The 13,840-nt window shown below is 72.9% G+C and carries 10 protein-coding genes; 7 read left to right on the top strand and 3 right to left on the bottom strand.

Going from position 1 to position 13,840, the window contains the following annotated elements; all coding sequences use genetic code 11:
- Window positions 1-69: 69 nt before the first annotated feature.
- Window positions 70-978, bottom strand: a complete 909-nt coding sequence (locus LXN57_RS18670; RefSeq protein WP_251799452.1) for a M56 family metallopeptidase — start codon at window positions 976-978, stop codon at window positions 70-72.
- A 37-nt stretch (window positions 979-1,015) separates the two neighbouring features.
- Entirely contained in the window at window positions 1,016-1,366 is a 351-nt protein-coding gene (locus tag LXN57_RS18665; RefSeq protein ID WP_251799451.1) for a BlaI/MecI/CopY family transcriptional regulator, read from the bottom strand.
- 84 nt (window positions 1,367-1,450) lie between these two features.
- Here LXN57_RS18665 and LXN57_RS18660 point away from each other — a divergent pair, with 84 nt between their 5' ends.
- The 3 genes from LXN57_RS18660 (at window position 1,451) to cydC (ending at window position 8,021) form a co-directional block, all read left to right on the top strand.
- Window positions 1,451-2,812, top strand: a complete 1,362-nt coding sequence (locus LXN57_RS18660; protein WP_251799450.1) for a cytochrome ubiquinol oxidase subunit I — start codon at window positions 1,451-1,453, stop codon at window positions 2,810-2,812.
- A gap of 11 nt (window positions 2,813-2,823) precedes the next feature.
- Window positions 2,824-3,804, top strand: coding sequence for a cytochrome d ubiquinol oxidase subunit II (cydB, locus tag LXN57_RS18655; protein ID WP_251799449.1), 981 nt, complete (start codon window positions 2,824-2,826; stop codon window positions 3,802-3,804).
- Window positions 3,805-3,998: 194 nt separating this feature from the next.
- Window positions 3,999-8,021 carry a thiol reductant ABC exporter subunit CydC gene (gene cydC / locus LXN57_RS18650; protein WP_251799448.1) on the top strand — a complete coding sequence of 1,341 codons (4,023 nt, stop codon included), beginning with the start codon at window positions 3,999-4,001 and terminating at the stop codon, window positions 8,019-8,021.
- Here the strand turns inward: cydC and LXN57_RS18645 are convergent.
- Entirely contained in the window at window positions 7,975-10,002 is a 2,028-nt protein-coding gene (locus LXN57_RS18645; protein ID WP_251799447.1) for a S9 family peptidase, read from the bottom strand. The genes cydC and LXN57_RS18645 overlap by 47 nt on opposite strands.
- A 163-nt stretch (window positions 10,003-10,165) precedes the next feature.
- Here LXN57_RS18645 and LXN57_RS18640 point away from each other — a divergent pair, with 163 nt between their 5' ends.
- The 4 genes from LXN57_RS18640 to LXN57_RS18625 all read left to right on the top strand — a co-directional run bounded on the left by LXN57_RS18640 (window position 10,166) and on the right by LXN57_RS18625 (window position 13,711).
- Window positions 10,166-10,492, top strand: coding sequence for a PadR family transcriptional regulator (locus LXN57_RS18640; protein ID WP_251799446.1), 327 nt, complete (start codon window positions 10,166-10,168; stop codon window positions 10,490-10,492).
- Window positions 10,492-10,896 carry a hypothetical protein gene (locus tag LXN57_RS18635; protein WP_251799445.1) on the top strand — a complete coding sequence of 135 codons (405 nt, stop codon included), beginning with the start codon at window positions 10,492-10,494 and terminating at the stop codon, window positions 10,894-10,896. Before LXN57_RS18640 ends, LXN57_RS18635 begins: the two co-directional genes overlap by 1 nt.
- Entirely contained in the window at window positions 10,896-12,512 is a 1,617-nt protein-coding gene (locus LXN57_RS18630) for a hypothetical protein (protein ID WP_251799444.1), read from the top strand. Before LXN57_RS18635 ends, LXN57_RS18630 begins: the two co-directional genes overlap by 1 nt.
- 86 nt (window positions 12,513-12,598) lie before the next feature.
- The gene (locus tag LXN57_RS18625; RefSeq protein ID WP_251799443.1) at window positions 12,599-13,711 is read left to right on the top strand and encodes a glycosyltransferase 87 family protein; all 1,113 of its coding nucleotides are present in this window, start codon (window positions 12,599-12,601) and stop codon (window positions 13,709-13,711) included.
- The last annotated feature ends 129 nt before the right edge of the window (window positions 13,712-13,840 follow it).

Here is a 13,840-nt window from a genome sequence, read left to right as displayed (position 1 = left end):
GACCGGGGAACACCGTACTCCCGATCATGCGAAGACTGAAGCCACACCCCGGTGCTCTACGCAGCGTGACTACAAGGGCCACGCTTCGAGGGCCCGGTCGAGCCAGGGCACCACCAGAATCACGGTGGGTAACACCAGCAGACCCACCGCGGACGCCACCACGAGCGTGTTCAGGGCGACGGACGGTTTGTGCGACGCCGACAGCCGGGCCAGCCGGCGACGGCGCGCGTCACCCCTGGGGCCGGGCTTCACGTCCTCCGTCAGGGGGATGGCGTCGGACAACCGCTCGAGCGCGGCCCGCAGCGGACCGGCGCCGACGCGGCGGCGGGCGACGTCGTCGGCGATCATCTCGAGCAGGAGGTGGACGGCGTCGAGCGGCAGCCGGCTGCGCAACGGCCGGGGCACCGCGCGGTAGAACGCGGTGAACGACTCCATGACGACCTCGTGCCGGTGCCGCAGGTGGGTCTGCTCGTGGGCGAGCACGGCGTCGACCTGCTCGCGGTCGAGCACCTGGAGCGCGCCGTGGCTGAGCACCACCCGCGGCTCGCGGCCGGGCACGCAGTACGCCAGCGGCAGCGGCCCGTCGAGCACGCGCAGGTGGTCCGGGCCCAGTTCGCGGTGCTGCTCGGCCCGGTCGAGCAGGTCGACCAGCAGGCGATGCCGGGCACGGCGGGCCCGCGAGCGGCGGCTCACCCCGATCAGCGAGAGCAGCAGCCGCACGATAATCACGGCGGCCACCACAAGCGCGCCGATCACGGCCACCTCAGCCACCGGGCGGCCGGAGCCGGCGGCGCGGGTGACCTCTTCCGGGGCGGCCAGCACGACGCCGAGGGCGGCCAGGACGGCGGTCAGGGTGATCGACTGCCAGAGCACGACGGCGGCCACCGGCGCCCTGTCGGGCCAGCGCGCGTTCGCGAGCAGACCCGGCACGACCAGCGACAGGGTCAGGCCGAGCGCGCCGAGCAAAAGCGCGGTCACCCCGTCCGACCGCCCCGCCCGCCACCCAAAAAAGGAATCATCGTGCCTTTTGCGCTGCTTCGATTGCTGCGGCCAGCGCGTCGGGCGGGAGCTGTCCGACGAAGTACGCCAGCGCAGCGTCCTGATCGGCGCTGGAGGTCAGCGCGTCGAGCATCACGGACGCGGTCATCTCTTCCCGGGTCTGCGCCGGAACGTACCGATAGGCGCGGTCCGCCTTCTGCTGGGTGACCACGCCCTTCTTCGCCAGCCGGTCGAGCACGGTCATCACCGTCGTGTAGGCCAGATCGCGCTGACGGCTCAGGCGCTCGTGCACCTGTCGCACGGTGAGCGGCTCACCGGCGTCCCACAACTGCGTCATGACCTCGCGTTCCAAATCTCCGAGAGCCATGTGACCGAGCATACCGGCCCTACTGCAGGGCGTCGTACTACGCGACGTAGTATCTACTACGAGACGTCGTAGAGAGGCACCCACATGGACGTGCTGGACTGGACACGCCTGCAGTTCGCGGTCGTGACGATCTACCACTACTTCTTCGTGCCGCTGTCGATCAGCCTGGCCGCGAGCGCCGCCGGCCTGCAGATCGCCTGGCTGCGGACGAAGAAGGAGCAGTACCTGCACCTGACCAAGTTCGTCGGCAAGATCCTGATCGTCACGTTCGCCGTCGGCGTGGTCACCGGCCTGGTCCAGGAATTCCAGTTCGGTCTGGGGTGGAGCGCGTTCGCCCGCTTCTACGGCGACGTCTTCGGGCCGACCCTGGCCATCGAGGGGATGCTCGCGTTCTTCCTCGAGGCGACGTTCCTCGCGCTCTGGTACTTCGGCTGGGACAGGCTGCCGCGCGCGATCCACACCGCCTGCATCGTCATCGTGGCGGTCGGCACGCTGCTGTCGGCGTTCATCATCCTGGCCGCCAACTCCTTCATGCAGAACCCCGTCGCGTACGCCCTGGACCCCGTCACCGGACGGGCCCGGCTCACGTCGTTCACCGAGCTGATGCTCAACAAGGTCAACCTGGCCGCCTTCCCGCACACCATCTCGGGGGCGATCATGGTGGGCGGCGCGCTGTTGCTGGCGCTCGGCGTGTGGCGGCTCGCGGCCGACCCGGCGTACCGGACCCTGGCTCGTCTCGGCGCCTGGCTGACCCTGACCGGCGGGGCGTTGACGGCGCTCACCGGCGACCACCTGGGCAAGGTCATCACCGAGGTGCAGCCGATGAAGATGGCCGCGGCCGAGGCGCTCTACGCCACCACCGCCGGCGCGCCGTTCTCGGTGTTCGCCACCGGCAAACCGCTGCCCGAGTTCTCGCTCGAGATCCCCTGGCTGCTCTCCATCCTGGCCAAGGGCAACCCCGGCGCCACCGTGCAGGGCATCGACGACCTGCAGGCCCAGTACGCGGCGGAGTTCGGGCCCGGCTCGTACGTGCCCATGATCCCGGTCGCGTTCTGGACATTCCGCCTGATGATCGGCATCGGCATGCTGGCCGCCGCCGTAGCGGCCTACTACCTCTGGCGTACGCGCAAAGGCCGTAACGCTCCCCGCCGGCTGACCCGCTGGTTGCCGCTCATTCCGCTGCTGCCCGCCGCGGCCAACACCTTCGGCTGGATCTTCACCGAGACCGCGCGGCAGCCGTGGATCGCGTTCGGCATCTCCAAGGTCGCCGACGGCATCTCCCCCGGGCTGACCAGCTCCGAGGTGATCACGTCGCTGGCCGGGTTCACCGTCGTCTACGGGGTGATCGCCGTGGTCTGGCTGCGGCTGGTCCGCCACCTCGCGCGGCAGCCCCTGGCGCCGGCCGCTGCCGCCGCCGACAAGCCCGAGCCCGCACCCGTCTACTGAGGAGCCCTGACGTGATCACCTTCTGGTTCTCGGTCGTCGTGCTGGCCTGGGCGCTGTACTTCGTGCTCGAAGGCTTCGACTTCGGCGTGGGCCTGCTCGGTCCCGTGCTCGGCCGCGACGACCACGAGCGCGGCGCGGCCGTGCGCACCATCGGCCCGTTCTGGGACGGCAACGAGGTGTGGCTGGTAGCGGCGATCGGCGTGACGTTCGCGGCCTTCCCGGCCTGGTACTCCGCGCTGCTGGCGGGCCTGTACCTGCCGATGGTCGTCCTGCTGCTGTTGCTGGCGGTCCGCGGCGTGGCGCTCGAGTTCCGCGGCAAGGGCGACGGCGCCCGCTACCGCCGCCGGGCCGACGTGGCGCTGGCGGCGAGTTCGCTGGGCATCGTGCTGGTGTGGGGCGCCCTGCTGGCGGCGTTCGCCCACGGCCTCGCCATCAACGCCGACGGCGACGTGGTGGGCGGCGGTTTCGACCGTACGTTCGGACCGGTGCTCACTCCGGCGGCCGGCCTCGGCGCCCTGGCCGCCCTCTACGCCGCACTCCTGCTGGGGGCGACGTTCCTGGCGCTGCGGACGAGCGGCCCGCTCCGCCGCCGCGCGGCGAGCCTGTCGCGGTGGCTGGGCACGGGCGGCGCGGTCGCGCTGTTGCTGGCCGGCATCGGCACGGGTTCGGTCATCACCCTGCTGGCGGCCGTGCTCGCCTTCGCCGCCGGCCTGCTCGCCCGCACCGGTCGCGAGGCCCTGGCCTTCGGCGCGACGGCCGCCGCAGTGGCCGGCGCCGTGGTGGCGGTCTTCACCACCCACGGCGCGGTCGTCCTGCCCAGCACGATCGACCCGGCGTACGCCCTGACCCGCGACGCCGCGGCCGCCACCCCCCAGGCCCTGGAGCTGATCACCTGGGCCGGCGTCCTCATCCTCCCCGGAGTCGTCGCCTACCAGGCCTACTCCTACTGGGTCTTCCGCCGCCGCGTAGCCAGCGAACGGGTTCCCTCATGACACCCATCTCCCCCGCACCCACTACAGCCTCGGCTCCTCCCGACGCGCATGTCGCTGCCTCCCCTTCCTCCGACGCGCCTGCCGCTGCCTCCGCCTCTTCCGGCGCGCCTGTCGCTCCCCCCGCGGCGCCGGCCGCACTTTCCCCCTCAGCTGCCGCGGTTTCCGCGCTTCCCTCCTCTCCGGGTCCGGAAGCCGTGGCGTCCCAGCGATCCGCGCCGCCTCGCGGGCCGCTGGACCCCCGGCTGGTGCGGCACGCCCGCACCAGCCGGGGTGGCATCGCCGGCCTGGCGCTGCTCGGCGCGGGCCAGGCCGTCGCCACGCTGCTCGTGGCGGTGGCCCTCGCCCTGCTCGTGACCCGGGGCCCCGGCTGGGCGGCCGTACTGCTGGCCGGTGCGTACGCGACCCGGGCCCTGCTCTCGTGGGGCGAGCAGGTGGTGGCCCGCCGCACGGCCGCCCGCGTCACCGACGAACTGCGCCGCTCGATGCTGACCGCGTTGCCCCGGCGCGGACCGGCCTGGGTGGCGTCGTTCGGCGCGGGCCGGCTGACCGCCGTGCTCACCACCGGCCTGGACGCCCTGAAACCGTGGTTCAGCGGCTACCTGCCCGCCCTGGTGCTGGGCGTGACGCTGCCCCCGCTGGTCATCCTGGCCATGGCCGCGGTCGACCCCGCCTCGGCCGTAGTCGCGCTGGTCACCCTGCCGCTGATCCCCCTCCTGGGCGCCCTGATCGGCTGGGCCACCCAGGCGCGCGCCCGGCAACGCTGGCAGGCCGACGCCCGCCTGGCCGGCCACTTCCTCGACGTGGTCCGCGGACTGCCCACCCTGCGCGTCTTCGGCCGCGCCACCCGCCAGGCCGAGGTCATCGAGAACCTGACCGACCAGCACCGCTCAGCCACCCTGCGGGTGCTGCGCGTCGCCTTCCTCTCGTCCACCGCCCTCGACCTGGTGGCCACCCTCTCCGTGGGCCTGATCGCGGTCGAGGCCGGCCTGCGCGTGGCCGCCGGCAACCTGGCCCTGGGCCCCGCCCTCCTGGTGATCCTGCTGGCGCCCGAGGCCTACCGCCCGCTGCGCGAGATGGCCGCCCGCTACCACGCCTCCACCGACGCCACCGCGGTGATCTCCGACGTGGACGAGATCCTGTCCACCCCGGCACCCCGTGTCGGCACCGTCACCCCGCTACCCACCGACACCGTCACCGGCGCGGCAAGCGCCGACCCGCCCGGCTCCCGTGCCACCACGGACGGCTCCCCCACCGCCGGCGGCATCACAACGCCGATCAACGGCGCCTCGAAGCCCGGAGCCGCTTCTGCCATGCGCTCCCACTTCGGAGACGCGGGAGTCATTGCGCCGCCCGCCAGCGCTCAAGCCCACCCTGCCGGAATCGTCGCGCCCGCCAACTCCCAGGCCGAACCAGGCATCGTCGCGCTGGGCGTCCGTGCCCGCTATCCCGGAACCACCCGCGACGCCGCCGCGCTGGACCACCTCGCCGTGCGCCCCGGCGAAATCGTCGCGCTCAGCGGCCCGTCCGGCGCCGGGAAGACGACGATCCTCCGCGTCCTGGCCGGCCTGCAGGAAGCCCACGCCGGATCCGCCCGAGCAGCGAACCCGCTCTACCTTCCGCAGCGCCCCGCGCTGCCCCACGCCCGAGTCGTAGCCGACCTGTTCCCGACCGGCACCCCCCAAGCCGACGTGACCGCCGCGCTCGCGACCGTCGGTCTGGACACCGCCCTCTCCCCGACCACACCCCTGGGCGAGCGCGGCGCCGGTGTGTCCGCGGGCCAGCGCCACCGTCTGACCTTGGCCGCCCTGCTCCACCAGGCCGGCAGGCCCGGGACGCCCGGGACAGCAGGGACGCCCAGGACGGCCGAGACGGCCGGCACGCTGGGCATACCCGGCACACCTGGCACACCTGGCACACGCGGCACACCCGGCACACCCGGCACACCCGGCACACCCGGCACACCCGGCACACCCGGCACACCCGGCACACCCGGCACACCCGAAGCGTCGGCCCTACAACCCCTAGCCAGCCCACCCGCCCGGGGATGGAGCCACCCTACTTTTTCGCCGACGAACAGGACGGCGTCGTCCACAGGGGGCCCGGTTGTCCACAGCTCCGACGGCCGGCTCGACAAGACGCACTTCGCCCTGCTACTCGACGAACCGACCGCCCACCTCGATGCCACCACGGAAGCGCTGGTCATCGAGCGCCTTCGCGAAGCTGCTCGGTCCGGGTGCGCGGTCCTAGTGGTAGCCCACCGCCCCGCGCTCCTCGCCGCCGCGGACCGAATCGTCCCGGTAGCCTCGCCGCCCGCCATCGCAGACCGAGCCGTCCAAGGCGCCCCGCCAGTCGCCGCGGCGTCACGCGCCGCAGCGCCAGGCGTCACGGCATCAGGCGTCACAGCGCCAGGCATCGCAACGCCAGGCATCGCAACGCCAGGCATCACAGCGCCAGGCATCACAACGCCAGGCATCACCCTGTCCGACTCGAGCTGGTCCCCGCCCGCCGAAGCCCTCGGCCCAAGCCGGCACACTCCCGGCAGCTCGGAATCGACCCCACTTCAGCCCACCAACCCGGACGCAGCCCCACTCCAGCCCACCAGCGCCGCAACGACCCTGCGCCAGCACGGCGGCCAAGACGCGACGCCTCCACCGGCGGCCAACGGGAAACCAGCGGCCCGATGGTGGCGGCGAACCGGCGTCGCGGTCGCGCTCGGCAGCGGCTCGTCGTTGGCCGGAATCGTGTTGACCGGCGCGGCCGCCTGGCTTCTGGTGCGGGCCTCGTTCCTGCCACCCGTGCTGACCCTCTCGACCGCGGTGGTGCTGGTGCGGGGCAGCGCCGTCGCCCGTCCCCTGCTGCGGTATCTGGAGCGCTTGGTCGCGCACGACGTCGCGTTCGCCCGGCTCGGCGCCTGGCGGGCCCGGGTCTTCGCCGATCTGGTCCCGCGGGTGCCCGGCCCGAGGCTGCGCCGCCGCGGCGACCTGCTCAGCAGGGTGGCCGACGACGTCGACGCGCGGGTGGACGGCCTCCTACGGGGCCGGATGCCCGTACTCGTAGCCGCCGTGACCTTCGCCGTGGCCGGCGCCGCCTCGGTTCTCCTGAGCCTGCAAGCCGCGCTTCCGCTGGCCGCCGGCCTCCTGATCGCCGGGATCGTGGCACCCGCCCTGGCCGCCCGCCAGGCCGCGCAGGACGAGGCGGCGACCGGCGAGGCACGGTCCCGGCTGCGCGACGCGATGGTCGAGACGGTCGACGGACTGGAGGATCTGGCGACCGGGGCCGGCCTCACCGACGTGCCGCACCGGCGCAGCCGCGACCTCGCCCGGCTGGAGGCCCGGGCCGCCCACACCGCCGGATGGTCCACCGCGATCGCGCATCTCGGCTGGGGTCTTGCCGTCGTGGGTGTCGCGTTCTCGCTGGGCGGGCTGACCCCCGAGTGGGCCGCGGTGCTGCTGCTGGCCACGGTCGCCCTCGGCGAGAGCGTGCTCGCGCTGCCCGACGCGGCTGTGGCCCGGCAGCGCGCCAGGGCCGCCGAGGGCCGTCTGGCCGCCGAACCGGTCATGGCCACAAGCCTGAGCCGTACGAAAGACATCCGGCTGGAGCGGGTCACGGCCGGCTGGGGCGCCGAACCCGTCCTGCGCGACCTCGACCTCGAGCTTCCGGCCGGCGCCCGGGTGGCGGTGCTGGGCCGCTCCGGTTCGGGCAAGTCGACTCTGGCCGCCGTGCTCGCCGGCTTCCTGAGTGCGCGCGGGGGCGTCGTCTCGCCGGGACGCGGCCGGGTCGTGCTCGTCGGCGACGACACCGACCACGTCTTCGCGTCGACGGTGCGCGAGAACCTCCGGCTGGCCCGGCCGGGTGCTTCGGACGGGGAGCTCCGGGCTGCCCTCACCCGCGTACGGCTGGGAAGCTGGCTCGACGCGTTGCCGCAGGGCCTCGACACGTGGCTCGGCAGTGGTGGCACGACGATGTCGGGCGGTCAGGCCCGGCGGTTCGCCATCGCGCGTGCCCTGCTGGCCGAGCCCGCGCTGCTGATCCTGGACGAGCCGACCGAGGGCCTCGACGCCGAGGTGGCCGAGGACCTCATGGCCGACGTGCTGGGCGCCATCGGCACCACGGTGCTGGTGCTGACCCACCGCCCCGAGGGCCTCGACCGGGTCGACCGGGTGCTGGAGCTCAGCGCGGGGCGAGTGCATCCTGCAGGAACCGCAGTTGCGGCGTGAGCAGGTCGACGTCGGGCGGCATGTGGCTGGCGCCGGCCAGCATCAGCAGGCTGTGCGGCTTTCCGGCGGCGAGCAGGGCCGCGGAGAGCCGCATCGTGTGCGCCGGATAGACGTTGTCGTCGGACAGGCCGTGGATCAGCATCAGCGGGCGTTCCAGGCGCGGGGCGTCGGCGATCAACGACTCCTTCTCGTACGGCGTGGGGTCGACCCGGGGATCGCCGAGGAACCGCTCCTGCCAGTGGGTGTCGTAGAGCCGCTCGTCGGTCACCGGCGCGCCGGCCACCGCGGCGTGGAAGACGTCGGGCCGGCGCAGCACCGCGGCCGCGGCCAGGTAGCCCCCGTCCGACCAGCCGCGCACGCCGACCCGCCCCAGATCGAGTTCGGGATAGAGCGCGGCCACGGTCTCGAGCGCCTCGATCTGGTCGTCGAGCACCTTGCCGATGCGTTCGCCGCGCGCCTCCCGCTCCCAGCGCGGACCCCGCCCGGGTGTGCCCCGGCCGTCGGCCACGATCACCGCGAAGCCCTGGTCGGCGAACCACTGCGAGACGTAGAAGTGCCGCCGGTCGGCGAGCACGATCTGCGCGGCCGGGCCACCGTACGGGTCGAGCAGCACCGGCAGCCGTTCGCCGCGCTGCCACACCGCCGGGAACAGCACGGCCGTGCGCAGTTCGTTCGGGCCCGCGCGCAGCAGCGACACCTTCGGGACCACCGGCGAGCTGAGGGCCAGGCTTTCCACCGTACGGCCGCCGAAGGTCACCGCACTGCCGCTGAGCGTCGACGAGCTGATCACCGTCGCGCCGCCCGACCGCGTGCCGGTGTGCACGCCCGGCTCGGTGCTGAGCTGCCGCAGCCCCTCGGCCGCCGACCAGGACCACAGGTGTGATTCGGTCGGCTCCGACGAGCCGGTGAACAGCACGGTGTCGCCGTCGACCCCGCACAACGAGGCGACTTGGAGCCCGGGCGGCGTCACCGATTCGCCGCCCACCGTCAGGTGCCGGGTCTCGCCGGTGTCCTCGGTCCAGATCAAAGAGCCTTCCGCCGTACGCCGGGGAAAGCCGGGCACGATGGTCGTCCACAGTGGGTCGGTGGTCTCGGCGAGCACGTCCCCGCTGTCGGTGGCGAGCACCCGCATCGCCGTCTGGGGCCTGTTCTGCAGCACGGCGAGCAGGCCGTGCTGGTCCCACACGACGTCGACCAGATATTCGTACGCGTCCCAGCCGAAGTCGATGCCCCGGCGCGCGCCGTCGAGGCCGAGCACGAACAGCTCGACGATCGCGTTGTCCGTGCCCGCCCGCGGGTAGCGCTGCGCGGTCGGCGGCGCGGCCGGGTCGGCCGGGTCGCTCAGATACCAGACCTCGAGCGGCGAGTTGTCGACCCGGGCCACCGCGAGCTGCTGCCCGTCGGGCGCCCACCAGAATCCGCGCGTACGTTCCATCGACTCGGCCGCGACGTGCTCGGCCAGACCGTACGTGATGTCGTCGCCCTCGGGCGTGGCCAGCGCGCGGTCCCCCGTGCCGTCGCTGTTGATCACCCGGAGCGCCCCGTCGTGCACGTAGGCCACGGCGGCGCCGTCCGGGCTGATGGTGGCGTCGGTCAGCGGCGTACGGGCCGGCAGCTCCCGCGCCTCCCCCGTCACCGTGTCGGCGAGGTAGAGCTTCTCGCCCGCCGTGTACGCGACGACGCGCACGCTGCTGTCGGTGCTGTAGTCGGAGATCCCGGCCGACCTGTCCCGGGCTCTTTCCCGCCGCGCCCGCTCGGCCGCCGACATCGGTCCCGCGTCGCCGGGCGCACCCGGATCACCGACCAGCCGCTCCTCGCCCGTGCTGAGGTCGAGCTCCCACAACAGCCGGACCGGGTTCTCGCCGCCGAGGCTGCGCAGGAACAGCAGCCGCTTGCCGTCCGGGGCAACCGTGAACCGATGCGGCCGCCCCAGCCCGAACGACTGCGTCCGGGCCAGCAACGATGGAAACGACACGAGCATGGCTGAGTCCTACTCCGATCACTGGTCACGCCGGGGAACCGGTGTCCGCGATCATGTCGTGTCCCGCCGCCGCGCGCACCACCGGGATTCCGTCATGTCGGCCTTTCCGGACATGAAATCTTCGAAGATGGCCAGACCGGCCCACCCTATGTAGAGTGCATACATGGGTGAGCCACGGATCACCGCCTCGGTGCTGAAGGTGCTGGCCGGGCTGCTCGCCGAGCCCGGGGCACAGCGGTACGGGCTCGAGCTGATGCAGGACACCGGGCTGCCCAGCGGCACGCTCTATCCGATCCTGGCCCGCCTCGAGCGAGCCGGTTGGGTCGAGTCGCGCTGGGAACAGATCGACCCGGCCACCGAGGGCCGCCCGAACCGCCGCTACTACCTGCTGACCGCCGACGGCGCGGTCGCGGCCCGGCGCGAGGTCGCCCTGATGCGCCAGCAGATGTCCCGCGCCGCCGGCCCTCTGGGCGAAGCGCGGGAGGCGTGATGCGCGCAGCCCAGCCGACCGCACCCACCTCCGACTTCCCGCGCGCAGCCCTGCCCGCCGGAAGCGTTATCGACCTCGTGCGCGCAGCCCGGCGAGCCGCGGTCACTTTTGGCTTCACGTGCACAGCCCTGTCAGCCGCGGTCGCGCTCGACTTCCCCCGTTCAGCCCAGCGAGCCGCGGTCGCGCTCGACTTCCCGCGCGCACCTCAGCGAGCCGCGGTCATTTTCGGCTCCACGCGCACAGCCCAGCCAGCCGCGGTCGCGCTCGACTTTCCGCGCGCAGCCCGGCGAGCCGCGGTCACTTTCGGCTCCACGCGCACAGCCCAGCCAGCCGCGGTCGCGCTCGACTTCCCGCGCGCAGCCCAGCGAGCAGCAGTCGTCCTCGATCGCTTGCGGGAGGCTTGATGGGAGTGGTGGATCGGGTGGCGCGAGCGGCGGTCCGGGTCGCGGCCCGGCGCTGGCCGGACGACCTGGCGCCGCTCATGCGGGAGGAATGGCTGGCCGAGCTGGCTTCGATCACCGGCCGTCGGCGGGCCGCCCGGAAGCTCGCCTTCGCGGGATCGCTGGCGGTTTCGCCGGCCGTCGACGAGCCGTCGTGGCGGGACCGCTCAGTCGTCGTCGGACGTCGGGCTGCGACAGCGGCCGGGGTCACGCTACTGGCGGCGGTGGCGACGAATCTGGCGCGCGGGTCCGAGGCCCTGGCCCCCGCGATACTGCTGCTGGGCGTCGCCGCGCTGACCCTGATCGGCCGTCGGGTTCGTGCTTCGATCGTTCTGGTCGCGGCGGCGTTGTTCGCGTTCCTGTTCGTGGGCAATCCGGTGCCGATGATGCCGTTCATGGGCGCGGCCGACATCGCTCCGGCCGTCATCACCTGGGCCGTGGGGGTTGCGCTCGCATTGCGCTGGGCCGCTTCACCGGGCCGGCGGTGGGTCGCCGTGGCCGGTGGCGCGGTTGCGCTCGATCTCGCGACGGCAGCCGGGTCGGCGCATGCGGCGGCCGTTCTCGGCGTGCCCGCGTGGACAGCTCCGGCCTGGTTCCCGCTGGCCCTGTTGCCCGGCGACACCGTCTCGTTCGGCCCCCACTTCAGCGAAGGAGCCGTGGCCCTCGGCGGGCTCCAAGCTTCCGGCCCGGCCTTCCACGCTTCCGAGATCCTGCTGGCCAACGCGGCCGTCTCGGCCGGGCCGATGCTGTTGTGCACCGCTTTCCTTCTCGCCCCGGCGCTCCGTCGCCCGGCCGCCGCGGCCTCCTCGACGCGCAAGCTGACCCACGCACCCACCGGAGCCGGCGCGCACATCGCAACCCAGCACGCCGGCGCACGCAGCGCGGCGGACAAGCTCACAGCAGAAGCACGCGGAGCGGCCGGCCTCGCCGCACGAGTGAGCGGGGCGGCCATCCTCGCTGCACGAGTGCGCAGAGCGAACACCCTCGCCGCACGAATGAGCAAAGCGGCCACCCTCGCTGCACGAGCGAGCGGAACGGTCACCCTCGCTGCACGAGTGCGCAGAGCAAACACCCTCGCCGCACGAGCGAGCAAAGCGGCCACCCTCGCTGCACGAGCGAGCAGAGCAAGCACCCTCGCCGCACGAGCGAGCAGAGCGAACACCCGCACTGTACGAAGGAGCAAAGCAGCCACCCTCGCTGCACGAGCGAGCAGAGCGAACACCCTCGCCGCACGAGCGCGCAAAGCGGCCACTCTTGCTGCACGAGTGAGCGGACCGGTCGGCGCGGCCACTGCGCGAATTGGCATCGGCGGGCGCAGGGTGGCGGTTGGGTTGGCGGCTGCGCTCGGGGCGCTGGCCGTGGCGCCGGCGCTTCCGGTGGCGGGTCGGGACGCTGACGTCGTCCTACCGAAGTTGCTCGACAATTCGGCAGCGTTCGGCTTCGGCTTCGTGGAGCACCCCGTCGGGCTGGGCGCGGTGGCCCTGCTCGCCGCGATCCTCGCCATGCGAGTCGCCGACGCGCGCCTGCCGCACAGCAAAGACCCGCACAGCAAAGACCCGCACAGCGAAGCGCCCGCATAGCGGAGCGCCGTGGCACGGAGCGCCCGCATAACGAACTCGACACTACCTCTTCCGTAACAGCTCAGACCCTATGTAGCGTTTCGAGTATGGGTAAGCGATGGATCTGGGTCGTCACCGTCACGGCCGCTCTGGCCACGGCTGCCGCCGCCTTTGGGAAGCCGGCCGACGCGAGGCTCACCGACCTCTCGGTTTATCTCGGCGCGGTGTCCGGCCTGGCCGACGGCGCGAGCCTCTACGACTTCACCCGCGGCGCCGCGCCGTTCACCTATCCCCCGTTCGCCGCGCTGCTGGTCACTCCGCTGACCTGGCTCCCGGTCGGTGCGGTCCAAGTCGCCTGGACGCTGGCCACCCTGGCCACGGTGGCCGGCCTGGCCGCCCTGGTCACGCGGGATCGCCACTCCACCGTGACAGCGGTCGTGGCGCTCGCGCTGATGCTGTCGGCGCCGGTCTCCTCCGACGTCAAGTACGGCCAGGTCAGCCTCTTCCTGGCCGCCCTGGTCGCAGCCGATTTCCTGGCCCTGCGCCGCACGCCCTGGCACGGCGCCCTGATCGGACTGGCGGCCGCCGTCAAGCTGACGCCCCTGATCTTCATTCCGCTGCTCTGGTTCGCCGGTCGCCGGACAGCCGCCGCCGTGGCCGGCGCCACCTTCGCCGGCTGCGCCGCGATCGGCGCCGCCACCCTGCCCGGCGACTCCTGGGCGTACTGGACCGACAAGATCTTCCAGGTCGACCGGCTCGGCTACATCGGCGGCGTGGGCAACCAGTCCCTCAACGGCGCCCTGCTACGCCTGGGCATCGCTGCCGAAGCCCGCTCCACCCTGGTCGTGGCCATCGGCGGCACGGTCGCCGTCGCCGCCCTGATCCGCGCCGTGCGGCTGGCCCGCCGGCACGACTGGCTCTCGGCCGTCATCGTCGTCGGCGCCGCGAGTGTGGTGCTGAGCCCCGTCTCGTGGACCCATCATCAGATCTGGCTGGTCCTGGCCGTCCTGCTTCCCGTCGCCGGCGCGCAGTCGCTCTGGCGGGCGGCCGTCCTGATCATCATGATCCTGCCGGTGCCGGCGCTGGGCCCGCCCCTGTTCAGCGAGTCCCGCCTGCTGCTGGCGATCGCCGTCGCCGCCCTGCTCCCGATCGCTCAGGCCACGAAGCCGGAGCCCGTCACCCCGCCTGCCCGATCAAGCTTCGCCCCCAGCCCACGATGAACAGCCCCGGACGACGAGGAGCACCACGGCTCACGAAGAACGGCGCCGGGACAAGACGCCGCTGCACGGCCCAAGATGAGCAGCCTTGGGCAACGACGAGCAGCACGGTTCACGGTGAGCAGCCCCAAG

Origin of the sequence: Paractinoplanes hotanensis (genome assembly GCF_023717965.1) — a bacterium.
GTDB lineage: Bacteria > Actinomycetota > Actinomycetes > Mycobacteriales > Micromonosporaceae > Actinoplanes > Actinoplanes polyasparticus.
Note: the sequence above shows the minus strand (reverse complement) of the source record. Positions and strands in the feature narration are given on the sequence as shown.